This is a genomic window from Streptomyces sp. NPDC001514 (assembly GCF_053597075.1).
Genome location: NZ_JBSFHO010000011.1, coordinates 167497 through 184657, shown reverse-complemented (window position 1 = coordinate 184657; position 17161 = coordinate 167497). Strand labels below are relative to the sequence as shown.

Genomic DNA, 17161 nt, shown 5'->3' with positions numbered 1-17161 from the left:
GAGCGGTTCCGGGAAGTCAGCTGGAACTGCTCCCTCCGCCGCAGCTGGAGCCGCCTCCTCCGCCACAGCTCGATCCGCCGCCCGAGCTGCTCCCGCACGAGGAACCCCCGCCTCCGCCGGAGGAACCGCCGCAGCCGCTGCTGCAGCCACCGCTCCCGCCGCACGAGCTGCCGCCCGCGCCGCCGCAGCCACCGCCACCGGAACCCGAGTCCGAGGAGGCGCACCACACGACGGCGGCCGGAAAGAGCGCGTCGGCCGACCCGTGGTTGCCGGCGGGCCGTGCGTGGCCGGTCCGTACCAGCCGGGCGGCGGCCACCAGCTGCGCCTGGAGCACCGGGTCGGGCAGCGCGCGCAGCCCGCCCAGCGCCACGCGGTGGCCCGCGTCGGCGGCGTACGCATGGGCCATGGCGTACTCGGCCGCGGCACGCCTGCCCCCCTCCGTGACCTTGCGGCGTGCCTTCGCCGAGCAGACGAGCCCGATGATCAAGCCCCCGAAGAATGCGGGCAGAGCCTTGATGACGAAGGGCACGGGTATGTCCGAAAACCCCTCGTGCGTCGCGTACTGGACGATCGTCAGGACGAACGACACCGGGAACAGCAGCACGCAGCAGAGCGTCTGTGCGACGGCCCAGCGGTGCCATCGGCGGAGGGCCTCGGGCTCGACCATCAGCCCGCGCGTGGCGAGCCCGTCGCCGATCTCCTGCACGGCGGGGTTGCGCATCACGGCGAGCCGCAGTGTGTGGAGCGCCCCGTTCGGCGCGGCCGACGCCTCGTGGATCACGGCGCGCTCGACCGGGTCGTTGGCGTACGGCCGCAGTACGGCGACGATGCCGGGGCCGCCGAGTGCGAGGCGCCCGTCCGACGTCATCGCGGCGAGCGCGGTGTCGACGACGCGCGCGGGCCCGCCGTTCAGGAACGCGACCTCCATGAGGTCGTGCACGGGCCCGCCCGGGCCACGGCGGCGGGTGGCGGACAGCCCCCTGATCAGCAGCGTCGAGGAGACGGCCACGGCGACCGTCACCAGCACGGCGATGATGTTGAACATCATCCGGGTCACCTCCTGACGAGGGCGGCGCGGGCCGCCCGTACGAGACGGGTCGAACGACGCGGCGGCCGGGCCCCGGCCCGGTCCTGCCACCAGTGCGTGAGCCGCCGTCGCGCGACCGGGTCGTCGGGGCTTCCGGCGATGAGCAGCTGCTCGGCGAAGTCCAGGGCGTCCCTGCGGTAACCGTCGCGCATGGGCCGCGTCCTGGCGTACGCCAGGAACGCGGTCCGGTAGCCGTCCCCGAGAATCTCCGGCAGCTCGGGGGCGACCTTCGCCACGACATCCGCCCGCTTGGCGGCGAGCGCCCGGCTCTGCACCCGCAGCCGTCGCGAATCGAACCCCTCCGGTGCGGGCGTTCCCGCGACGAGCGCGGACAACAGGGCGGCCTGCGTGAGCCCGAGACGCTCGCGGGCGTGAGCGCCCGCGCCCACGTTCACGCCTGCGTCAGTGTCAGTGTCAGCGCCCGCGCCCGCGTTCACATCCACGTTGACGTTCACGTCCGCGCCTGCGTATGCGTCCGCGCCAGCGTCCGCGCATGCCCGCGCAGATGGCTTGGGTGCGCCGCCGCCCGCCACTGCGGCTGCCGGCGCAGATGCTGCCGAGCTGCCCCGATGCCCGGCGGTGCCCAGTGCGGTGTCCTGTCCGGCCGTGCCACGCCTGGTGGTGGCGTGACCCGCGGGTGTGACACGTCCCGCGGAGCCAGGAGCCGCGGCCGGTTGCGCGGACGCCGAGGCCACGGTCGCCGCGGCCACGGTCGCCCGGATCGTCGCCAGTTCCGCCGCCAGCTCCTGCGCCGGGGGGAAGTCGTCGTCCCGCTCCAGCAGCACGCCCGGCGGGTCCGTGCGGGACCGCAGCTCCGCCAGGATCTCCAGGACCGCGCGCGGCACCGGATGGGCGTGGGTGTCGTGCCAGACGCCGTCGCGTTCGACGCCGCCGGCGACGTGGACGTAGGCGATGGCCTCGACGGGCAATTCGTCGAGGGCGGTCACGGGGTCCTCGCCGCGGTTGATGTGGTTGGTGTGGAGGTTGGCGACATCGATGAGGAGGCGGACGCCCGTGCGCTCGACGAGCTCGGCCAGGAACTGGCCCTCCGTCAGCTCCTCACCGGGCCAGGAGATCAGCGCGGCGATGTTCTCCAGGGCGAGCGGCACCGGCAGGGAGTCCTGGGCGATACGGACGTTCTCGCAGAGGACGTCCAGGGCGTCCCGGGTGCGCGGGACCGGCAGCAGATGGCCGGCCTCCAGGCGCGGGGACGCGGTGAGCGGGCCGCCCGCGCGGACGAAGGCGATGTGCTCGGTGACCAGGGGGGCGCCGAGCGCCTCCGCCCGCTCGGCCAGGGCCGCGAGCCGGGCCGGGTCGGGACGTTCGGCACCGCCGAGGCCCAGGGAGACCCCGTGCGGGACGACCGTGACGCCGCGCTCCATGAGGCGCCCGAGGGATTCCGGCAGGTGCCCGGGGCACACGTTCTCCGCGACGACCTCGACCCAGTCGAGTCCGGGCAGCCGTTCCACGGTGTCGGCGATCTCCGGGCGCCAGCCGATGCCGGTACCGAGCCTGTCGAGCCTCTTCATGGGTCCCCTCCTCTGCATGTGCAGGGGTCATGGCCCCGCCGGACGCTGCCGAATCCAGAGGAGGGGACGTTCAGAGGTTGATTTGAGGTTCCGGACGAATCCGGACGACGCTGCGCTACTGCTGGGCCCCGGGCTGCGGGCGTTTGGTGTTGACCGCCGTCGGCGGGCCCGGCTGTGTCGACGGGCGCGACGTGAACGACTGGTCCTGGCCCGTCGGAGCCGCCGGGGACGGCGACGGCGGAATGTTGCCGTTCGGGGCCGGCGGGCCGGTCGGGCTGGCCGTCGCCAGACCGGCCGCATCGTTGGCGATCGCGTCGAAGTCCACCAGTCCGGTGGCCTCCAGCATGGTGATGTGGTCCAGCACGGTCTGGTTCGCGTCGCTCGCCAGCTGCCGTATCAGCGTGTTGCGCGTGCTGTGGCGGACCTGGGCGACCAGCGCGAAGACCTTGCCGTGCGCCATGCGGAGAATGTTGGCGAACTTGACCTCGTACTCGCGCCCGCTCGCCGCCGACAGCTCCCGCAGCCAGCCCTGCTGCTGCTCGGTGGGCTGGTTCGGCAGCTCGACGCCGAGCTTCGCCGCCACGGCACGGGCCCGCTGGTCGAGGTCGGTGTGCCCGACGACGAGATGGTCGCCCGCGTCCTTGATGGCCTGGCTCGGCGCGCGTTCGATGGCCTGCTGGCCCGCGGGCAGCTCCCAGAGCCCTGCCAGCCGCACCTTGACCAGGAAGTCGCGGTCGGTCGCCGACAGCGGGCCGAACTGTGTCGCCACGCTGGACGCGTTGAGGTTGGCCTGCCCGGTCCCGGAGCGGTCGGCGTAGGACCAGACGGGAAACGCGAGCGCGCCGACCGTGACGACCAGGGCCGCGATGATGAGTGCTGTCCCGTTGATGCGCCGCAACAAGTGTTCCTCCCGAGCTGATGTGCGTACCGCAGAATCAACCGGCAACCGAACCGGTGGTTCAACCTACTTGGCAGTACTGGGAGGTACGTAACGGGGTGGGGTTCCGTTCAGTGTGTACGGAACCGGGCGGCGGTCGGTTCAGCCGCGTACGCTCCGGCCGGCGGTCGGTTCAGCCGCGTACGGTCCGGCCGGTGTCCCGTTCAGTCGCGTACGGGACGGTCGGCGACGACCGTGACCGAGCCCGGCGCGATCTCCGTGAAGCCGGCGTCGCGAACCGTCGGCAGGCCGCTCGTGACGAGCTCCGCCCAGCGGCCCGGGTGCGCGGTCCGCACGGCCAGCGGGAATCCGGCCTCGCGCCACGCCTTGCGCTCGGCCTCGTCCAGGTCCCACCACAGCAGCTGCGCGCCGTGCCCGACCTGCGCCATCTCCTTGCCCGTCGACATGTGGAGGTCGGGATTGAGCCAGATCAGGGCCCGGCCCGGGCCGATGGCGCCGGACGGCTCCTCGGGGTCCTCCAGTTCCGTCCCCGACACCTGGAGCTTCGCCAGGTCCTTGGGCCAGCCGTCCAGCGGCACCGGCGGAAACACCCGCACCTCGGCGGACCCGCCCGTCACCGTGATGCCGTCGAGCGCCGACGCCTTGCGCCACTCCGCGCCGCGTGCCCGCCGCACCACCTTGCGGATCCGGGCGTCCTGCCAGTCCCGCACGGCCTGCGCCCACGGGCCGTCCCCGAGCGAGCGCTCGTCGGAGAGCAGCACGAGCACCGCGCGCGCCGCGGTCTCCAGTGCGTCGGTACGCGAGGGCGGGGCGGTCTTCTCGATCCGCACCACGAGCGGGAGAACGAACTGCGGGGCCTCGTCGCGCGTGGTGCGCTCCTGCCGGAAGGGGCTGTCGGGACGGCTGTCATGGCTGCTCACCCGGACAGTCTGCCAAAGCTCATCCTGGAGGATGGTGGCGGAACGATAGCCTCCGGGCGACGATGCCCCGCATGAAGAGCGATCTCTTTGCCACCGAGAACATGGCGCAGCAGGCCTCCGCACCCGGCATGAGCCTGCAGAACGCCAAATCGATCAAGTACGCCGTCAATGGGGAGATGCTCGCGCGCCAGGGCTCGATGATCGCCTTCCGCGGGAATCTGCAGTTCGAACGCAAGGGCCAGGGCATAGGCGGCATGCTCAAGCGTGCTGTCACGGGCGAGGGCCTGTCGCTGATGGCCGTCCGCGGGCAGGGGGAGGCCTGGTTCGCGCACGAGGCCGCGAACTGCTTCATCGTCGACATCGACCAGGGCGACGCGCTCACCATCAACGGCCGTAACGTGCTGTGCTTCGACTCGACGCTGTCGTACGAGATCAGGCATGTGAAGGGTGCCGGAATGGCCGGCGGCGGCCTCTTCAACAGCCTCTTCACCGGATACGGAAAGCTCGGCGTCATCTGCGAGGGCAACCCCATCGTGATACCCGTCACGGCCCAGCAGCCGGTGTACGTCGACACCGACGCGGTCGTCGGCTGGAGCGCTCACCTGAACACCTCGCTGCACCGCTCGCAGTCCGTCGGCTCGATGCTCCGCGGCGGTTCGGGCGAAGCGGTCCAGCTGATGCTCCAGGGCGAGGGCTTCGTGATCGTCAGGCCCAGCGAGGCCACTCCGCAGAAGGCCACCGCCGGTTGAGACTGCGGGCAGTCGGCCGCCGTCACGGACCGGCCGGGGCGTGGGTGCTGCCCGGGGCCGGCCTCGACCTGCCGCGGGCACCCTCGTCCGCGTCCAGGGGGCCGACGGCGGCGCCGGTGCCTGCTTGACCCGTGACGCGACGACGGGGACTAAGCTCGTACGTATGAACGAACCGTCCCCGTACTGCGAGCCCGCGGCGGGCTCGTCGCCGGCCGCGCGGCAGGGCTCGCCCGAACAGGCCGATGGGCCGTTCGCGGACTGCGTGCTGTGCGGAGAGCCGACCGAGTACCCCGAGTCGGTCAAGGGTGCCACCCTCTGCCCGGTCTGCGAATGGCGCGAGGCCGAACGCACGGCCTGCTCCGGGTAGCGCTTGCGGCGGGCCCGCGCCCTACCCCCTCCGTCCGCCCGCCATCAGCTCGGAGACCTTGACGAAGCGGTAGCCGCGCCCCCGTAGCGCCGGCACGATGTGCTCGATCGCCCGCTCGGTGACCGGCGCTGCGCTGCGCGTGCAGTGCATGACGACCAGGGAGCCGGGCCTGACGCCCGCCAGGACCTGGTCCGCCACCGCCGCCGGGTCCTTGGCGAAGGCGTCGCCGCTGACGACGTCCCACTGCACCGCCGTGACCTTCGTGGGTACGAGGGCCCGCAGCGCGTCGTCGTCGTAACAGCCGCCGGGGAAGCGGAAGTACGGCACGACATTGCTCGCCCCGGCCGCACGGAACGCCTCGAAGGCCCGCTCGACGTCGGCGGCCATCTCGTCCTCGTCGACCTCCGGCAGCCCGTAGCACGGCGACGCGAATGCGTAGTGGCTGTAGGAGTGGTTGGCGATCTCGAAGAGCGGGTCGTTGCCGATGGACCGGGCCTGGCCGGGGTACTCCTCGACCCAGCGGCCGGTCATGAAGACGGTGGAGGGGACCTTGAGCCGGCGCAGCGTGGCGATGAGCGCGGGGTTGTCGAACCGCTCGCCACGTGCGGCCCTCGGTCCTTGATCCGCCGTCATGTCGGCGTCGAACGTGAGCGCGACGATCTTCTCCGCGGCCGATGATCCTGCGGATGTTCCGGTCGACGTTCCGGCGGACGACCGTGCCCGCTTGAACACGGGGGTCAGGCCGGCGGGTCCGGGCGCCATGGTCGGCGGCTCGGCCGTAGCGGCGGGTCTCGTCGCAGTTGCGGAGACCCTGGGGGCGGGGCTTGGGCTGGGGGTGGTGGCCCCAGCAGTCCCATCGGCCCCGACGGTCCTTGCCCCGCCGGCCCCGCATCCGGCGAGTGCGGCCCCGAGCACAACGGCCGCCGTCAATCGACGTACAAAAATGGTCACTCGCGGAAAATATACGATCATCCGCTGATGTCTCGAACGCCTCGCCCTGACGCACCGTCAACAAGATTCCCTTGCCGCGGCGGTGAACAGAACGGCTCCCTCCATCCGTATGAAGGGCCGGACGCGTCCCCCCCGGTCGTCCTCCTCGGCGACCGGAGTCCGTACCCCCCGCAGGAGGCGAAGAGTTGAGTCACAGGCGAATACCCAAGCGGAAGGCCATACTCGCGGGAGCCGGGGCGGTGGGCATCGCCGCAGCGGCCGTACTGCTGCCGAATGCCAACGCCTCGCAGTCCGGCTCGGGGGACGACCAGTCGGCCGCCCCCAGAAAGATGAGCGCAGCATCCGCATCCGAGATCCTCCAGGAGCTGGGCAAGCAGCTCGGCGATTCCTACGGAGGGGCGTATTACGACGCCGGAAAGCAGCAGCTCGTCGTCAACGTCGTCGGCAACAAGAACAACGTGAAGGTGCAGGTCCGCCGGGCCGGCGCGGTGCCCCGGAGCGTGCAGAACAGCTCGGACGCGCTGAAGTCGGCCACGGAATCGCTGTCGCGGAAGGCAGCTGTCCCCGGCACGGCGTGGGCCGTCGACCCGCGGACGAACCAGGTCGTGGTCACGGCGGACCGCACGGTCACCGGCGGGCGGTGGGACAGACTCGAGTCGGCGGTCGAGGCACTCGGCGACGGGGTGGCCCGCATCCAGAAGTCCGCGGGGGAGTTCAAGCCCTTCATCGAGGGCGGCGACGCCATCTTCGGCGGCGGCTCGCGCTGCTCGCTCGGCTTCAACGTCACGACGCAGGACGGGCAGCCCGGTTTCCTCACCGCGGGCCACTGCGGCGTCGCGGCCGAGCAGTGGTCGGAGGACCCCGGCGGCGCGCCCATCGGCACGGTCCAGGAGGCCGTCTTCCCCGGCGAGGGCGACTTCGCGCTCGTCACGTACGACGACCCGGCCACGGAGGCCCCGAGCGCCGTCGACGTGGGCGGCGGACAGCTGCTGGAGATCCAGCAGGCGGCCGACGCGGCCGTCGGCCAGGAGGTCTTCCGCATGGGCAGCACCACCGGACTGCACGACGGCCAGGTCACCGGCCTCAACGCCACCGTGAACTACCCGGAGGGCACGGTCACGGGGCTCATCCAGACCAACGTCTGCGCCGAGCCGGGCGACAGCGGCGGCGCCCTGTTCACCAGGAACGGGGACGCGGTCGGCCTCACCTCGGGCGGCAGCGGCGACTGCACCTCGGGCGGCGAGACGTTCTTCCAGCCGGTGACGACCGCACTGGAGGCGGTCGGCGCCCAGATCGGCTGAAACCGCTGACGACAAGGCGACGGGCGGGCCGCCGCCCACGTCCCCATGAAGTGACGAGCCAACAGCTCTCATGAGCGCGGATGGGCGGGACACCTCGGTGCCCCGCCCATCCTCTTGTTCGGACCCGGATCAGCCTCGTGGTCGCGCTGGGGGCGGAGAGCCCGGGGCAGGTATGCGTGCACGATGCTGAGACTTCTGCGAGGCGCCGAATGCGGACCCATGTCAGCCGCGGTCACGCCGGATCAGCGAGTCGTAAGCCCCGAACTCCGGAATTCGCTCCCAGTTCAGAGACGTCAACCCCTTCCGGCTCTCCCCGGGTAACGCCTGCCAAGCGAGCAAGGAGCGTTTCTACAGGTCAAGTGCCTTCCAGTAGCCGCTTCCTGCACGCCGCCACATCGAAGTCACCCTTGGGATACTGCGGATCCAGCTCCTCCAGATGCTCCAGCAGCAGCGTGCTGACCGCCCAGTTCCGGTACCACTTGCGGTCGGCCGGTACGACGTACCAGGGCGCCTCGGCCGTCGAGCAGCGCCGCAGCGCCAGCTCGTACGCCTTCTGGTACGCGGGCCACAGGGCGTGGTCCTCGATGTCGCTCTCGTTGAACTTCCAGTGCTTGTCCGGGTTGTCGAGCCGTGCCAGCAGACGCCCGCGCTGCTCCTCGTGCGAGATGTGCAGAAAGACCTTGACCACGGTCACGTCGTCCTCGGCGAGGGAGCGCTCGAACCGGTTGATCTGGCCGTAACGGCGGCGGAGCCGTTCGTGCGGCACAAGCTCGCGCACCCGGGCGATGAGCACGTCCTCGTAGTGCGAGCGGTCGAAGATGCCGATCTCGCCGGAGCGCGGCAGCTCCCGCATGATCCGCCAGAGGAAGTGATGGTCCTGTTCCTCGGGGGTCGGCGCCTTGAAGGCCCTGATCCGGCAGCCGGCCGGGTTGAAGAACCCGATCACGTGCTTGACCGTGCCGCCCTTGCCGCTCGTGTCCATGCCCTGGAGCACCAGCAGCAGCCGGCGGCGGTCGCCGGCCGCGCTCGCCGCGTACAGCCGCTCCTGCAGGCCGGCGAGGCGCTCGCCGATGGCGGCCGTCGCGGCGAGGCCCGCGGCCTTGTCGTCGGGGCCGCCCGGGGTGGCTCTTGCGTCGTACGAGGCCAGGTCGATCTTTTCGCCCGGCGGCACGCGGAGCAGGTCACGCAGCGGACCGGGCTGCTCGTCCTGCTTCCGGCCGCTCTTCGACCCGCTCCCCGTCCCGCTCTTCGACCCGTTGTTCCCTGTCCCGTTCCTCGTCACCGCGCGCCCCTTCCCGTACCGGACCGATGCCCCGATCCTCCGCCGGAACGGGTGCCCCCGCGAGCAATGTGTGGTGGTAGCGCGCCCGCGACGACCGTGACGTGCCGGCCGGGCTTAGTGCGAGCACGTCATCGCTGGGCATGCGAAACCACCTCCGTCTCCAGCCGTGCACACCCCGTGCCGACGACAGGCCCGCTCACCCGACAGCTGCACCGCCGCTTGACACAGACAGGTGCCGATGACCGTACGGTCCCGCCGAGAGCGACTCGGCGGGACCGTACGTCGGACAGCATCGTCATCCACGTGGGGCGGGCGCCCGGTGCGGCACGGGCTTGAAGAGCGCCTGGTGCGACACCGGCGTAGAAAGGGAAGGGGACGCCGGTACAACTCAGGGAGTGACCAGCCATGCAGATCGTTGTGGACCTCACACGCTGCCAGGGCTATGCGCAGTGCGTCTTCCTCGCGCCGGAGGTGTTCGAACTGCACGGTGAAGAGGGGTTGCTGTACGCCACGGCCGTCCCGGACGACCAGGTCGACCGCGTGCGCCAGGCTGCGGCGGCGTGCCCGGTCCAGGCCATCCTCGTCGGCGCGGAGGTGAGCGCCGGTGCCCGGTGATCTGCGGGACGGCAGCATCGTCATCGTCGGCGCGTCGCTGGCCGGGTTGAGGGCCGCGGAGACGCTGCGCGAGGAGGGTTTCACCGGCTCATTGACCGTGGTGGGGGATGAGCCCTGTCCGCCTTACGACCGCCCACCGCTGTCCAAGCAGGTGCTGCTCGGCAAGGCGCCGGCGGACACCACGGCGCTGCCGATGCGCCGGGACCCGGACGCCGACTGGCGGCTGGGAGTAGCCGCCACCGGCCTGGACCCTTTGGAGAAACGGGTGATGCTGGCCGACGGCGAGTCGCTGCCGTACGACCGGCTGCTGATCGCCACCGGGACCCGGGCGCGCCCCTGGCCCAACCCGGAGGAGGCCTCCCTGGACGGGGTGTTCACCCTGCGTACCCGCGACGAGGCCGGGGGGCTGGCCGAGCGGCTGGCCGCCGGGCCGGAGCGGGTGCTGGTGATCGGCGCCGGCTTCACCGGCTCGGAGATCGCCTCGGCCTGCCGGGAGCGGGGCATCGAGGTCACGGTCGCAGAACGCGGCCCCGCGCCCCTGGTGGGCGCGCTCGGCGGCACCCTGTCGAAACTTGCGGCCGTCATGCATCGCAACCACGGCGTGGATCTGCGCTGCGGGGTGACGGTCACCGCCCTGCGCGGTGACGGGAACGGCCGGTTCACCGGGGCGGACCTGTCCGACGGCAGCCGTGTCGACGCGGACGTGTGCGTAGTGGCGTTGGGAGCGGTCCGCAACGTCGAGTGGCTGGCGGAGTCCGGGCTGGCGGCGGGCCCGCGCGGGATCGCCTGCGACGCCGGATGCCGGGCCTTCGACATGTACGGGATCGTCACCGACGACGTCTTCGCGGCCGGTGATGTCTCCCGGTTCCCGCACCCGCTGTTCGGGTACCAGATGCTCTCCCTGGAGCACTGGGGCAACGCGGTCGAGCAGGCCGAGGTGGCGGCCCACAACATGGTCTGTCCGGGGCCCCTGCGGCGCCCGCACCTCGCCATCCCGACGTTCTGGTCGACCCAGTTCGGGCTCAACATCAAGTCGGTGGGCGTGCCCACCTACTCCGACCATGTGGTCATCGCCCAAGGCTCTCTGGAGGCGCGCCGTCTGGCCATGGTCTACGGCTACCAGGGACGGGTCACCGCCGCGGTCACCGTCGACATGGCCAAGTCGCTCGACTACTACAAGCACCTGATCGAGACGGCTGCTCCGTTCCCGCCCCCGCCCGGTGCGGCGGACCGTGCGATCGCGGCCGACATCACGATTCCGTCCGACGTGCCGGACCCGAGCGGGCTGTCACACGGCCCCACCGTGGCACTCACCGGCCATCTGCCCGACCGCCGACTGACGGTGGTGCAGCCCACCCGCTGACCCACGTCCCGCCCAACCACGAGGAGCCACGATGGCCTCCGAGACCTTGCTGGCACGGATCACCGACTACGCGAATCGCCCCAACCCCTACCCGCTGTACGCGGAACTCCGCGAGGCCGGTCCCGTGGTGCGGCAGGCAGACGGCAGCTATCTGATCGGCACCTACTACGAGATCGCCGCTCTGCTCCACGACCCCCGGATGAGTGCCGATCCGCGCAGCCGCACCACCTCGTCACCGTCCGAGGAGATGCCGAACCCGCCGTTCCTGCGGCTCGACGACCCCGAGCACCACAGGCTGCGCACCCTGACCATGCGGCCCTTCGGCCCGCCGCACAGCCCCGGCCGGGTCGACGCCATGCGCGGCGAGATCACCCGCATCACCGAGGAACTGATCGAGACGCTCCGGGACCGCAAGCAGATCGACGTCGTCGACGACTTCGCCTACCCCCTGCCCATCACAGTCATCTGCCGGCTGATGGGCGTCCCGCGCGAGGACGAGTCACTGTTCCAGGGATGGACCGATGCACTCGTCGCGTCCGCCGACATCGGGCCCGACGAAGACACCACCGAACGGGACAAGGCGGGCAACCAGGCCCGGCAGGAGATGGGCCGGTACCTGGTCAACCTCGCCGAACAGCGCCGCGACCGGCCCACCGGCGACATGCTCTCCGACTTCATCAACGAACCGGACCCCGCCCTGCGGCTCACCATCGAGGAACTGGCGGAGACCACCATCCTGTTGTTCATCGCCGGACACGAGACCACGGTCAATCTGATCGCCAACGGCGTCCTCACACTGCTGCGCCAGCCCGACCAGCTGGACCGGCTGCGCCGCGAACCCGGCCTGCTGCCGGGCGCGGTGGAGGAACTTCTGCGCTACGAACCCCCGGTCCACATGCGGGAGCGCGTCCCCCTCGACGACCTGGACATCGCGGGCGCCACGATCCCCAAGGGCACGTCCGTCGTACTCGCGCTGGCATCGGGCAGCCGCGACCCCAAGCGGTTCCACGAGCCCGACCGTTTCGACCCCACCCGCCCGGACAACCAGCACTTCGGCTTCGGCAGCGGTATCCACCTGTGCTACGGCGCACCACTCGCCCGCATCGAAGCCGAGGCCGCGCTCGGCGCGCTGATCCCGCACCTGAGCACGGCGCGCCTGGTCCAGGACCCGCCCCCCTACCGGCAGAACGCCATGCTCCGCGGCCCCCGCCACCTGCCCATCCAACTATGACTCGGCCACGTGGTGGCACACGGCAGCAGGCAAGAGTGGCGGTCTGCCCCGAATCCCGCTCGTCGGACCCCGGCACTCGGGCTGCCTCCTGATGCGGTGTGGCGTCAAGGCGTCCGCCAACTGGTGGACCTGTGGCGGGCACCTCCGGTCTTCCCATGCAGGTGATCTTTTGCTGGGGGGGCCACCGCGTTACGCGCGTGTACCGGCGTACGCCGGTTTACCCGGTACACCTGGACGTCCGGACATTGACGTCGCGTCAGCAGGCCGGCCGCGCACGCGGCGGGAGGCAACTCCCCGCCGGGCGGACGGAGATGGACGGAGATGTGGCCCGCATGCGTGCAGCATGCGGGCCACCGTGTCCCGACCGGGCCCGGGGTTACGCCAGCTTGGCGGTCAGTGTGATCGTCGTACCCGTGAGCGCCTGGCTGACCGGGCAGTTCTTCTTGGCGTCCTCGGCGGCCGCCTGGAAGGCCTCCTGGTCGAGGCCGGGAACCTGGCCCTCGACGGTCAGGTGGATGCCGGTGATGCCCTCACCCGGCTGGAAGGTGACATCGGCCTTGGTCTCGAGCCGCGTGGGCGGGGTGCCGGCACCGGTGAGGCCGTGGGAGAGGGCCATGGAGAAGCAGCTGGAGTGGGCGCCGGCGATCAGCTCCTCGGGGCTGGTCTTGCCGTTCGCCTGCTCGGCGCGGGACGGCCAGGAGACGGGCTGGCTCGGGATTCCGGAGGAGTCGAAGGTGACGACGCCCGAGCCCTTGAGCAGCTCGCCTTCCCAGACGGTGTGCGCCGTACGCGTGGTGGCCATGATGGATCCCTTCCCAATGAACAGTGAATCGGTCCCAATCGGCCCCAACCTACTGGTCCACGAGGTCCTTCGCGTCCCGGGCGAGCGCAGTCAGCCGCGAGATGGCCCGGAAGTACTTCTTCCGGTACCCACCCTTCAACATCTCTTCACTGAACAGCTGGTCGAAGGGGAGGCCCGAGGCGAGCACCGGGACCTCACGGTCGTACAGCCGGTCGGCGAGGACGACCAGCCGCAGCGCCGTCGACTGGTCCGGCACCGGCTGCACATCGGTGAGACAGACGGCGCGCAGACCGTCGGTCATCGCCCCGTAACGGCTCGGGTGGACCCGCGCGAGGTGCTCCAGGAGCTGGGGAAAGGCGTCGAGCGACGCGCCCTCGGTGGCGTACGCGGCCTTCGCGACCTGCTCGTCCGCGTACGGCGGTGGGGCCTCGGGCAGCCCGCGGTGGCGGTAGTCCTCACCGTCGATGCGCAGGGGCCGGAAGTGCGCCGACAGGCCCTGGATCTCGCGGAGGAAGTCGACCGCCGCGAACCGGCCCTCGCCGAGCTTTCCGGGCAGCGTGTTGGACGTGGCCGCCAGCGCCACGCCCGCGTCGACGAGCTTGCCGAGCAGCGTCGACACCAGAACGGTGTCGCCCGGGTCGTCGAGCTCGAACTCGTCGATGCACAGGAGCCGGTGTCCGCTCAGCGTCTTCACCGTCTGCTGGAAGCCGAGCGCGCCGACCAGGTTCGTCAGCTCCACGAAGGTGCCGAACGCCTTGAGGGCCGGCTCGGCGGGCGTCGCGTGCCAGAGCGAGGCGAGCAGATGGGTCTTGCCGACGCCGTAGCCGCCGTCCAGATAGATCCCGCGCGGCGCGGCCGGAGCCGCGGGCTTCTTCGCGAACCAGCGGCGCCTGCCGCTCCCGGTGGCGTGCGCGCCGCCCAGGCCCGCGGCGAAGGTGCTCAGCACCGAGACCGCCTCGGTCTGGCTGGGCTGCTTCGGGTCCGGGACGTACGTGTCGAAGCGGACGGAGTCGAAGCGCGGCGGCGGCACCATCTCGGCGACCAGGCGGTCGGCGGGGACACGGGGCTCGCGGGCGCACAGGGACAGAGGGACCGCTTCGGTTATGGGACTGGTCGACACAGTCCCCAACTCTACGGGCCGTGCCAGACTGCACGGTATGCGACGCCTGTTCCCTGTGACCGACCCGACAGCCGACACCCATGATCGCGAGTGGGGGCTGGACGAGCTGGCCGACGCCTACGCCTATCCCGCAGGGGACGGGGTGTGGCTGCGCGCCAACATGGTCTCGTCCCTGGACGGGGCGGCCCAGCACGAGGGCCGTTCACAGCCGCTCTCCTCCGACATGGACATGCGGATCTTCGGCACTCTGCGGGGGCTGGCCGACGCGGTGGTCGTCGGGGCGGAGACGGTACGCCAGGAGGGCTACCGCCCCGCCCGGGCGCGGGACGCCTTCGCGGAGCGCCGGGCGGCCGCCGGGCAGGGCCCCGCCCCGGCCATCGCCGTGGTGAGCGCGAGTCTCGACCTGGACTTCACCCTCCCGCTCTTCACCTCCCCGCTCGTGCCGACCCTGGTCCTGACCGGCGCCGCGGCAGCCCCGGACCGGGTGGCCGCGGCCGAGAAGGCGGGCGCGGAGGTGGTGATCGCGGGCGACGGGGTGGGCGTCGATCCGGCCCGCGCCGTACGGGCCCTGGCGGACCGGGGCCTGCGGCGGCTGCTCACCGAGGGCGGGCCGAGGCTGCTCGGCCAGTTCATCGCGGCCGGCGTACTGGACGAGCTGTGCCTGACCGTGTCGCCGACCCTCACCGCGGGGGACGCGCAGCGGATCGCGGGGGGCCCGTCGAGGGCGGTTCCCGAGCGCTTCGCGCTGGCATCGCTGCTGGAAGAGGCCGGGTTCCTGTTCACCCGCTACCGTCGGACCTGACGGATTCCCCGGATCCGACAATCCGTGGAATTTGTCGTTCCGGTTTGCTTCCGGCGGGCACTATTACTCTCGGACCCCGTGCGAGCACGGGGAAGGATGGTTTCCGCAGAAGGGCTCCTGACGTGTTCACAAGCGTATTGATGATCGAGAAGCCCCTCACGTCCATCGACGTGGAATTCGTCACGACCCTGCACGGCGACGAGCCGATCTCGTTCATCGTGCTCATGCAGCCGCGCGGGGACCAGGCGGATCTCCTGCTGCGCGCCATCGACGACGTCGCCATGGGGGAGCTGAAGGAAGCCGTCCGCGAGGGCGAGGAGCCCGCGGGCGAGGACGCCAGGAAGCCCGCGGAGCGCGCCCTGGAGCACTCGCTGGCCGTACTGCGGGCGACCGGGGCGGAGGCCGTCGGCCAGGTCGTCGAGGACCACCCGCTCGACAAGATGAAGTCCGTCGTCGAGGAGTCGGGCGCCGACGAGGTCATCGTGCTCACCGCGCCCCACTACGTGGAGGAGTTCTTCCACCGCGACTGGGCCTCCCGGGCCCGGCACAAGGTCGGCGTACCGGTGCTCAAGCTCTTCGCGCACAGCGAGTGAGCGCGTAGGCGTACCGGAGCATCTCCGGCACGACCCGGCACGGCGTGGGGCACGACCCCTCCGGGATCCACCGAGCCGTGAGCAAGGAATTAGGCTGGGGGCTTCGTACGAGCACGACGTCGCATCACGCCCCTCGCACCCTGGGAGACACAGACATGGCATCCGGCATCCCCCACGCCATGGAACGGCCGCACTTCATCGGCATCGGCGGCGCCGGAATGTCCGGGATCGCGAAGATCCTCGCCCAGCGGGGCGCCAAGGTCGCGGGCAGCGATTCCAAGGAGTCCGCCACCGCCGAGGCGCTGCGAGCGCTCGGTGTGACCGTTCACATCGGACACGCCACCGAGCACCTCGCGGACGACGCCTCCTGCGTCGTCGTCTCCAGCGCGATCCGCGCCGACAACCCCGAGCTGGCCCGCGCCGCCGAGCTGGGCGTGCCCGTCGTGCACCGCTCCGACGCGCTCGCGGCGCTGATGCGGAGCGCACGCACGATCGCCGTCGCCGGCACGCACGGCAAGACCACGACGACGTCGATGCTCGCCGTCGCCCTGACCGAGCTCGGCCTCGACCCCTCGTACGCGATCGGCGGCGACCTCGCCGGACCGGGGACGAACGCCCGCCACGGCGAGGGCGAGATCTTCGTCGCCGAGGCCGACGAGAGCGACCGCAGCTTCCAGAAGTACGACCCGGACGTGGCGATCGTCCTCAACGTCGAACTCGACCACCACGCCAACTACGCGTCGATGGACGAGATCTACGAGTCGTTCCAGGCCTTCGTCGCCAAGATCCCGGCGGGCGGCACGCTGGTCGTCGGCGAGCACGCGGGCGCCCGGGAGCTGGCGTCCCGCGTCGGTGCCCGCGAGGACCTGACCGTGGTCCGTGTCGGCGAGTCCGCGGACTCCGACGTCCGGATCCTCGGGATCACCCCGAACGGCATGACCAGCGAGGTCACCGTCGCCCTTCCGGACGACAGCGAGCTCACCTTCACCGTCTCGGTCCCCGGCCGCCACTACGCCCACAACGCCGCCGCCGCCCTCGCCGCCGGCGTCCGCATGGGCATCGACCCGGCCGACCTGGCCCGCGCCCTCACCGCGTACACCGGCGTCGGCCGCCGCCTCCAGCTCAAGGGCGAGGCGAAGGGCGTCCAGGTCATCGACTCGTACGCGCACCACCCCACCGAGATGACCGCCGACCTGGAGGCCATGCGAGCCGCGGCGGGCGACCGGCGCCTGCTGGTCGTCTTCCAGCCCCACCTCTTCTCCCGCACCCAGGAGCTCGGCACCGAGATGGGTCAGGCCCTCGCCCTCGCCGACTCCTCCGTGGTCCTCGACATCTACCCGGCCCGCGAGGACCCGATCCCGGGCGTCACCAGCGCACTCATCACCGACGCGGCCACCGCGGCGGGGGCCCGGGTTACCCCGGTCCACGACAAGGCGACCGTCCCGGACGTGATCGCGGGAATGGCCGCACCCGGTGATCTCGTTCTCACCATGGGCGCGGGCGACGTGACGGATCTCGGACCGGAGATCCTGGCCCGCCTCGCCGACTGAG

The 17161-nt window shown here is 71.4% G+C and carries 17 protein-coding genes; 9 read left to right on the top strand and 8 right to left on the bottom strand.

The genetic code is table 11. From position 1 onward, the window contains the following. Positions 1-16: 16 nt before the first annotated feature. The 4 genes from ACWCXB_RS14825 to ACWCXB_RS14810 all read right to left on the bottom strand — a co-directional run bounded on the left by ACWCXB_RS14825 (position 17) and on the right by ACWCXB_RS14810 (position 4434). A complete protein-coding gene (locus tag ACWCXB_RS14825; protein WP_450722726.1) occupies positions 17-1048 on the bottom strand; it encodes a TIGR04222 domain-containing membrane protein in 1032 nt (343 codons plus the stop codon). Between the two features lie 5 nt (positions 1049-1053). Continuing rightward, a complete protein-coding gene (locus tag ACWCXB_RS14820) occupies positions 1054-2616 on the bottom strand; it encodes a DUF692 domain-containing protein (protein ID WP_450722724.1) in 1563 nt (520 codons plus the stop codon). A 115-nt stretch (positions 2617-2731) separates the two neighbouring features. After that, positions 2732-3514, bottom strand: a complete 783-nt coding sequence (locus tag ACWCXB_RS14815; protein WP_450722722.1) for a DUF4142 domain-containing protein — start codon at positions 3512-3514, stop codon at positions 2732-2734. A gap of 203 nt (positions 3515-3717) precedes the next feature. Further along, entirely contained in the window at positions 3718-4434 is a 717-nt protein-coding gene (locus tag ACWCXB_RS14810; protein WP_450722720.1) for a peptidyl-tRNA hydrolase, read from the bottom strand. Between the two features lie 71 nt (positions 4435-4505). Between ACWCXB_RS14810 and ACWCXB_RS14805 the strand changes: the two genes are divergently transcribed. Together ACWCXB_RS14805 and ACWCXB_RS14800 are read left to right on the top strand one after the other, a co-directional pair. Next, on the top strand, positions 4506-5183 hold the full coding sequence (locus ACWCXB_RS14805) for an AIM24 family protein (RefSeq protein ID WP_450722718.1): 678 nt from the start codon (positions 4506-4508) through the stop codon (positions 5181-5183). Positions 5184-5346: 163 nt separating this feature from the next. Next, positions 5347-5550, top strand: coding sequence for a hypothetical protein (locus ACWCXB_RS14800; RefSeq protein WP_450722716.1), 204 nt, complete (start codon positions 5347-5349; stop codon positions 5548-5550). A 21-nt stretch (positions 5551-5571) separates the two neighbouring features. Here the strand turns inward: ACWCXB_RS14800 and ACWCXB_RS14795 are convergent, their stop codons facing one another. After that, on the bottom strand, positions 5572-6522 hold the full coding sequence (locus ACWCXB_RS14795; protein WP_450722714.1) for a polysaccharide deacetylase family protein: 951 nt from the start codon (positions 6520-6522) through the stop codon (positions 5572-5574). 164 nt (positions 6523-6686) lie between these two features. On the opposite strand from ACWCXB_RS14795, the gene ACWCXB_RS14790 reads away from it, so the two are divergent. Then, a complete protein-coding gene (locus ACWCXB_RS14790; protein ID WP_450722712.1) occupies positions 6687-7802 on the top strand; it encodes a S1 family peptidase in 1116 nt (371 codons plus the stop codon). A 355-nt stretch (positions 7803-8157) separates the two neighbouring features. Here ACWCXB_RS14790 and ACWCXB_RS14785 read toward each other — a convergent pair whose 3' ends face one another. Further along, positions 8158-8991: a PPK2 family polyphosphate kinase gene (locus tag ACWCXB_RS14785; RefSeq protein WP_450722772.1), complete on the bottom strand. Its 834-nt coding sequence runs from the start codon at positions 8989-8991 to the stop codon at positions 8158-8160. A 498-nt stretch (positions 8992-9489) separates the two neighbouring features. Here ACWCXB_RS14785 and ACWCXB_RS14780 point away from each other — a divergent pair, with 498 nt between their 5' ends. The 3 genes from ACWCXB_RS14780 to ACWCXB_RS14770 are packed head-to-tail and all read left to right on the top strand — an operon-like array spanning position 9490 to position 12293. After that, entirely contained in the window at positions 9490-9699 is a 210-nt protein-coding gene (locus ACWCXB_RS14780) for a ferredoxin (RefSeq protein WP_450722710.1), read from the top strand. Next, positions 9689-11062, top strand: coding sequence for an NAD(P)/FAD-dependent oxidoreductase (locus ACWCXB_RS14775; protein ID WP_450722708.1), 1374 nt, complete (start codon positions 9689-9691; stop codon positions 11060-11062). Before ACWCXB_RS14780 ends, ACWCXB_RS14775 begins: the two co-directional genes overlap by 11 nt. Before the next feature lie 31 nt (positions 11063-11093). Next, complete coding sequence (locus tag ACWCXB_RS14770) at positions 11094-12293, top strand: cytochrome P450 (protein WP_450722706.1); 1200 nt, start codon at positions 11094-11096, stop codon at positions 12291-12293. A gap of 376 nt (positions 12294-12669) precedes the next feature. On the opposite strand, the gene ACWCXB_RS14765 is transcribed toward ACWCXB_RS14770, so the two are convergent. Both ACWCXB_RS14765 and zapE read right to left on the bottom strand, forming a co-directional pair. Next, on the bottom strand, positions 12670-13095 hold the full coding sequence (locus ACWCXB_RS14765; RefSeq protein WP_351222162.1) for an OsmC family protein: 426 nt from the start codon (positions 13093-13095) through the stop codon (positions 12670-12672). A gap of 49 nt (positions 13096-13144) precedes the next feature. Then, entirely contained in the window at positions 13145-14224 is a 1080-nt protein-coding gene (gene zapE / locus ACWCXB_RS14760; RefSeq protein ID WP_450722704.1) for a cell division protein ZapE, read from the bottom strand. A 28-nt stretch (positions 14225-14252) separates the two neighbouring features. On the opposite strand from zapE, the gene ACWCXB_RS14755 reads away from it, so the two are divergent. From ACWCXB_RS14755 to murC, 3 genes are all read left to right on the top strand, one after another. Further along, positions 14253-15017: a pyrimidine reductase family protein gene (locus tag ACWCXB_RS14755; protein WP_450722702.1), complete on the top strand. Its 765-nt coding sequence runs from the start codon at positions 14253-14255 to the stop codon at positions 15015-15017. Between the two features lie 122 nt (positions 15018-15139). Beyond that, positions 15140-15610, top strand: a complete 471-nt coding sequence (locus ACWCXB_RS14750) for an indole-3-glycerol phosphate synthase (RefSeq protein WP_450722700.1) — start codon at positions 15140-15142, stop codon at positions 15608-15610. Between the two features lie 155 nt (positions 15611-15765). After that, on the top strand, positions 15766-17160 hold the full coding sequence (gene murC / locus ACWCXB_RS14745) for a UDP-N-acetylmuramate--L-alanine ligase (RefSeq protein WP_450722698.1): 1395 nt from the start codon (positions 15766-15768) through the stop codon (positions 17158-17160). Position 17161 lies beyond the last annotated feature (1 nt).

Excerpts from the sequence above, each read along its gene's own strand:
- ACWCXB_RS14800 (WP_450722716.1), top strand. The coding sequence starts at position 5,347 with ATGAACGAACCGTCCCCGTACTGCGAGCCCGCGGCGGGCTCGTCGCCG.
- ACWCXB_RS14765 (WP_351222162.1), bottom strand. The coding sequence starts at position 13,095 with ATGGCCACCACGCGTACGGCGCACACCGTCTGGGAAGGCGAGCTGCTC.
- murC (WP_450722698.1), top strand. The coding sequence starts at position 15,766 with ATGGCATCCGGCATCCCCCACGCCATGGAACGGCCGCACTTCATCGGC.
- ACWCXB_RS14825 (WP_450722726.1), bottom strand. The coding sequence starts at position 1,048 with ATGATGTTCAACATCATCGCCGTGCTGGTGACGGTCGCCGTGGCCGTC.
- ACWCXB_RS14770 (WP_450722706.1), top strand. The coding sequence starts at position 11,094 with ATGGCCTCCGAGACCTTGCTGGCACGGATCACCGACTACGCGAATCGC.
- ACWCXB_RS14820 (WP_450722724.1), bottom strand. The coding sequence starts at position 2,616 with ATGAAGAGGCTCGACAGGCTCGGTACCGGCATCGGCTGGCGCCCGGAG.
- ACWCXB_RS14805 (WP_450722718.1), top strand. The coding sequence starts at position 4,506 with ATGAAGAGCGATCTCTTTGCCACCGAGAACATGGCGCAGCAGGCCTCC.
- ACWCXB_RS14780 (WP_450722710.1), top strand. The coding sequence starts at position 9,490 with ATGCAGATCGTTGTGGACCTCACACGCTGCCAGGGCTATGCGCAGTGC.
- ACWCXB_RS14795 (WP_450722714.1), bottom strand. The coding sequence starts at position 6,522 with ATGATCGTATATTTTCCGCGAGTGACCATTTTTGTACGTCGATTGACG.
- ACWCXB_RS14755 (WP_450722702.1), top strand. The coding sequence starts at position 14,253 with ATGCGACGCCTGTTCCCTGTGACCGACCCGACAGCCGACACCCATGAT.